Here is a 5,877-nt window from a genome sequence, read left to right as displayed (position 1 = left end):
AGTGAATACAAATGGAGCAGTTATCATAGTTATATCCAACCAGGTACTTCTTCCTTGGTTGATACAGATAGAATCTTCACATTCTTTCCTGAACCTAAGGTAGAGAATTATATTAAGTTTTTAAATATAAAAGTGACACCATTTATTAAGAAGGGGTATTAATAGATACTGTAAAGTTCGGTGACTGTATCTTTTGGCATGATTATAATGTGTTAATAGTAATATACTTATTATTATGATGCCCAAAGAATTACTTTCTAGGAATAATGAATTAAATATGCGAAACATGATATTATCATAATGAAGGATAATCATGGTTATAATTTGATATGTAAAATAACTTAAACCTTAAAGGTGTGATATATAATGCGATTGTCTCTTAAGAATATTGGAATGATTAAAGAAGCAGATATAGATGTGAAAGGACTTGTAGTTATTGCTGGAGAAAATGATACAGGAAAAAGTACGGTAGGGAAATTACTTTATTCTCTTGTTAGGGCTTTTTCGAAGTATGAGCATGAATTTGAAGATGATCAATTAGAATCTCTGCTGAGTATGGCTGATGAGATTTATTTTAAGGTAAGAAGTGAGATAGACTTTGGGGAAAACACTGATATTCGTTCTGCCATTGGAATTGAATTCATTGATCAAATTTACAATACGGCAGAAGATCAAGAAATAGTTGCAATTAGTGAGATTATTAATGAAAAGAGAGAGCTACTAAATCAAATTGAACTACCTGAAGACCTAAGTGATTGGTTAGAAACAAAATTTAGAGAAATGGAAAAAATGCTTAGTCTTAGTGCTGAAGATGATTTGGTAAAACATCAAGCCCTTAACAAAGTTATCTCCTCGGAATTTGATGGTCAAATTGAGAATCAATTTACAAATGATCCGTCCATAGTAGAAGTTACTGAGGGCGCCAATAAGCTTTTCACTATAGAATTTGAAGAAAATAAAGTTAAGAATTTATCCTATCATGATCCATTATATTATTCAGAAGTTATCTATTTAGAATCACCCTATGTGATGCAAACAAGACATATGCCCATGCGAGTGTTACCTAGAAGATTTTTGCTTCCACCTTCAAGAAGACAATCTGTATTATATTCTCCATTACATGTTTATGACTTATTCACATTGCTCAGTGAAAGGCCTACCACTGACTTTTCATTGAGCAATGTAGTAACTAACAAGGGTGATGAAAGGAAGAAAATAGATTCCATCATATCGAAAATTATTGGTGGGAATTTTCACTATGATCAAAAGAAGAAGGAATTTATATATAAGAAAGACGGGTTAGATGAATCCGTTGATTTTAAATTAAATAATATAGCCACCGGTATAAAATCTTTTGGGATTTTACAGCTTTTAATGCATGTTATACCTATACCAAATCGAAGTATAGTTATTATCGATGAGCCAGAGGTGCATTTGCATCCAAGTTGGCAAATAAAGTATGCACAATTGTTAGTGTTACTGGTGAAAGAATTAGATATAACGATAATAGTTAATTCTCATAGTCCATATTTTATAGAAGCAATGAAGGTTTTTAGTGACAAGTATGAATTAGAAGAAAAGACAAATTTTTATTTAACTCAAAAAAATAAAAACCAATCATCAGTTATTAAGAATGTAACGAAAGACTTAGATACAATATTTGAAAAGCTAACAGAACCATTTATGGAATTAGAAGACATTGCATTAGGTGATAAATATGACAATAGAAATAATTGAAGCTATTTTTCAAACCAACTTATCTTCTTATAAGAAATCCGTTACAGAGTTAAGTAAGGATAGTGCGAATGATGAAGAACTTTGCAATTCTGATAAAGAATATATAGATTATGATCAAGTTATAGAAGACTTATATATGTCAGAAGACGTATTGCCTACACCTGACCTAGTTACCATAAAAGACAATAAGGTCATTTATGTTGAGTTTAAAAATGGAAAAATTGATAATAAAGAGAAGAAAAAATTGAAATTCAAAGGAATTGAAGGTGGCTTTATTGCTTTATATGACATAACAAGTAAATATCATGCAGAAATCACTTTTAATGAAATACAACTAATAGAAAAAGAGTATTATGTCGTCTATAACAGTAATAAAAATTCTCAATCGAGAGTTGGAAAAATGAAAGCTCATCTCGAAGGTCAGCAAATTAGATTTGGACTAAAGAAATATCAAGGAACTTTTTTTTCTAAAATTGAGACAATGTCTAATGATAGATTCATAGAAAAGATAGAGGAAATATTGTAATATTTATACTTGTCATATCTTGGCTATGGGGTCAGACTTTGTCTAAAGACAAAATGGTTATTTTTCCATGTAAAGAGGACAAGCCGCTTTCTCGGACATTTTGATCCGGTTTTATCAAAAGTAGAAACTTCTTCTCGAATGGAAGCCCCCTTTAATAAGTTTCATTGTACATTCAGTGAATCTAAAATTCAGGGGGGGTTTTTGAATAAGAATCAGGTGGACTCGTCCATGTATAACATCATGAATAACTAATCGCTTTACTGTTTTGATACTCCTCCAAACGCTTTTCAATATCAATTGGCTCAGTTGCTTTGCTTGGAAGTACATCTGACTTTTTCTCTCTATCATTAAACCAACCAGGGATTACTTCTTGTTTGGTGGTTTTGGAGGAGTAGGTTTGTGCTTGTCGTTCCTGTTGAAAGGCTATTTGGTCTGACTCGACCTGTTCTATCGTGGCAACACCTTTATTCCGCTATGCTTTTAAAATGGCTTGTACATTCCCTAGTTTATGTGCGATGGGATATTTAATTTAATTATTACCCTTACGCGGGATTAATAATAGCCTTTGTAACAACTTTCTATTTAAAACGGAAAGATGAGGTAACAAGGGTTTTAGGTGTTATTTTTGCAAAACGAATAAATAGTGAACAGGAGATATTGAGGCTTTTCGCCAACTTGGTCATTGGAGACCAAGTATATTCACAGTCATCACACCTCGTCAGGTCAGCTATAGCGAAGAAGAACCTTATAGAAAAGGGAGGTGACGCACGTGGCAGAAGAATACCTAAGAATATGTGATGATTGCGGTGCTCTTTACTTTACTGCTGGAGAACAAGCCTTCTATGAAAATAAGAATCTCACATTGCCGAAACGCTGTAAGAAGTGTCGCACTACAAGGAAACAAGAGTGGGAACAAGAACAAAAAGCAAAGAAACTGATAGAACAAGCAGAATTTTTCAAACAGGCATTAATCGCTACACCATTCAAGAACGTAAGTATTGGTAGCTTTCCAACAGGTGATCCATCGGTTACACTTAACATCATAGGTAACGGCTTTGATCTGATGCATGGTGTAAAGTCCAGCTATAATAATTTCAGAGATTCGCTCGGGAAGAATAATTCATTGCGTTTTGCTCTTGAAACCTACCTGAATGTTGAAGATTTGTGGGCTGATTTTGAGGATGCTTTAGCTCATATCAACAGTGGAGATATGTTTGAAGTTATTGATATGTGGCTTGACGACTTCGATGCTTATGACCCGGATGCGCAGGCTGCAGATTTTTTTGCAGCTGTTGACACAGCGACTGGACCTTCGCAAACGATAACTAATGATTTGCCTCGAAGATTTCGTATGTGGGTAGAGTCATTGAAAGTGCTGGATATGGCCTACAGACCGCTCAATGGAGTAGTCTGTAATTCCAATACGCTTAACTTTAACTATACGGAATTTATAGAAGAGTTGTATGGCGTGGAAAAAGAGAATGTTTGCTATATTCATGGTTGCAGACGAAAAAAGAAATACCACCCGAAGGATAAGTTGATAATTGGCCATGTTCCTGGTGCAGGTGACGATGATTTAGTTGGTGGTTACAGATTGCCGAAGTATAAAAACAGTCGGAAACGCGAGATGGTAGAGGCAGCGATTGATACGGCGGCACGGAACCTTTCTTGGTACGATGAAGAAACCACAAAGAACTGCAAGGATATAATAAAGAACAATCAAGAGTTCTTTGGTGGCTTGTCGAATGTGAGCAGAATAATAATTGTTGGCCATTCACTTTCTCCTGTGGACTGGGATTATTTTAAAAAGATAATCAGCGTAAACAAAAATAAGAAGAACATTGAATGGTTTATCAGCTGTCATAGTGCGGGCAATATAGAAGGTATTAAGATGTTTACAGGTGCAATGGGTATAGAGGTGGATCAGATCACATTGTTAATTACATAATGCGCACAAAGAGGCTAGGGTGTCAGACCCTGTCGAAAGACATTTGTTCTTGGTATGGAGACGGTGTCGTATTAGTTGTTCCAATAGAATTTAAATTAAAAGCGTTTAGGTCTCTTTCTAGAGTGGCTTCTTACATAGGTTCCCTTTCTAAAGTGTCCCCTAGAAAATCGGTACCAGGTACCTAAAAAAGACAAAACGATGTTTTGTCTTTTAGCCGTGGACACTTGAAGAGAGCCCTAAATAAGGGTTTTCTCTACATGCCACCAGTTTCAAATCAACACAAATCAACAGGTACTTGGTGTCAGGCACCACAAAAAGACAAAAAGGGCGAGGACAGGTGTGGATTTTGTTTTTAGTATAAAGAGGGGGACAATTATCATTCGTGCCTCCGTTTTTTATGAGTGTCCGCCAAGTAATTTACCACAAAGTGCTAACCCCGAAGATTTATGTAATGATCAGACCCTATCCGTGGCTAAAAAGATTTATTTTCATGTGTGGCGGATGGGTCTGGTTTATTTATAGGTGATGGCTCAGTATTCAACCAATGCCTTTACTGTTTGTGTATTCTCTCAACCGCTTTTCAATATCAATTGGTTCGTTATTCTTGTGTTCAGGTGCATCGACTTTTTTGTTCCGGTTATGAAACCAGTCAGGGATAACCTCTTGTTTGGGGTAATTCTTGCTCGGGAACTGTGCTTGTCGTTGTTGTTTAAAAGCGTGTTGGTCCGACTCCACCTGTTCTAAAGTATTAATATTTTTGTTTTGCCAGGCTTTTAAAATGCTTTCTATGTACTTCCAATTGGCATGATTTCGTTCCACCGATTGTTTCATCGCTTCGATAACAAGTGGTTCATTTAAGGTTGAAGTCCAATTCGATAATAGACCTTGGATGAATGGCGTGACCTTCCCGATGTTTTGTTCGTAGAAAGACTCGGCTTGGGTATTTATTGTTTCATGGCTTTGTTTGGTCTTTATTTCTTTTATATCTTGTTTAGTTAATACGGTCGGTTTGTTGTTCAGTTTGTCGTTCGATGTGCCGGTTACATTGCCCTCCGCATTGACACTCACAAATGGACTGGACGTAGCGTTTGGTATTTGTTGCTGCATGTGATTGTTCGTTTCGGTTATAGGAGATAGATCGTCGCTGATGGTTAGAGTAGAAGTGCAATCATGTTCAATCGTTAAACGAATTATCTCATAAACAGGTGCAAGATTGCCACTACGTGATTGGCAACGGATATACCCCTTTTCCTGCAATTCCGTACGTGCCCGCTTAAAAGCACTTTCGTTCAACTGAATTTTTGCCGTAATTACCTTGGCAGCAACGGTAAATTCTTGTTTCCAACCGGTTTTGTTGTTGATTTGCATCAGGGAATGCCATAGCAGGATAGCGTTATTAGAAAGCGGATTGAAGTCAAGTTGATTATAAAAAGCGTTGAGTTGTTTGATGTAGTTCATTGGATATTTTCCTTTCGATTTTGAGTCGGGTGGATTGCTGGGTGGTTTTTTTAGCTAGTTTGTTTGTTTGGTTTGCTGGGAGAATGCAAGCATGCAGGTGGCCGTTCGATACATTTGTTTTTCCATTACATAATAGGATTCTTTCAAGGCAAGCTGTTCCTCATTTTTAAACGTGATAATCGATTGGGATAGTTGCTGTGTCGTAGGC

At 36.1% G+C, this 5,877-nt stretch carries 5 protein-coding genes; 3 read left to right on the top strand and 2 right to left on the bottom strand.

From position 1 onward, the window contains the following. Positions 1-393: 393 nt before the first annotated feature. The 3 genes from NC799_RS18010 (at position 394) to NC799_RS18000 (ending at position 4,211) form a co-directional block, all read left to right on the top strand. A complete protein-coding gene (locus tag NC799_RS18010) occupies positions 394-1,737 on the top strand; it encodes an AAA family ATPase (protein ID WP_417006707.1) in 1,344 nt (447 codons plus the stop codon). After that, the gene (locus tag NC799_RS18005) at positions 1,718-2,263 is read left to right on the top strand and encodes a hypothetical protein (RefSeq protein WP_272447812.1); all 546 of its coding nucleotides are present in this window, start codon (positions 1,718-1,720) and stop codon (positions 2,261-2,263) included. The genes NC799_RS18010 and NC799_RS18005 overlap by 20 nt, the downstream gene beginning before the upstream one ends. 769 nt (positions 2,264-3,032) lie before the next feature. Further along, positions 3,033-4,211 (top strand): AbiH family protein, encoded by a 1,179-nt coding sequence (locus NC799_RS18000; RefSeq protein ID WP_272447811.1) that lies wholly within the window; start codon positions 3,033-3,035, stop codon positions 4,209-4,211. A gap of 537 nt (positions 4,212-4,748) precedes the next feature. Here the strand turns inward: NC799_RS18000 and NC799_RS17995 are convergent. Then, positions 4,749-5,669, bottom strand: coding sequence for a DnaD domain-containing protein (locus NC799_RS17995; protein WP_272447810.1), 921 nt, complete (start codon positions 5,667-5,669; stop codon positions 4,749-4,751). Positions 5,670-5,723: 54 nt separating this feature from the next. Continuing rightward, complete coding sequence (locus NC799_RS17990) at positions 5,724-5,849, bottom strand: competence protein ComK (RefSeq protein ID WP_272447814.1); 126 nt, start codon at positions 5,847-5,849, stop codon at positions 5,724-5,726. Positions 5,850-5,877 lie beyond the last annotated feature (28 nt).

Source organism: Aquibacillus salsiterrae, assembly GCF_028416595.1.
Taxonomy (GTDB): domain Bacteria; phylum Bacillota; class Bacilli; order Bacillales; family Amphibacillaceae; genus Aquibacillus_A; species Aquibacillus_A salsiterrae.
Note: the sequence above shows the minus strand (reverse complement) of the source record. Positions and strands in the feature narration are given on the sequence as shown.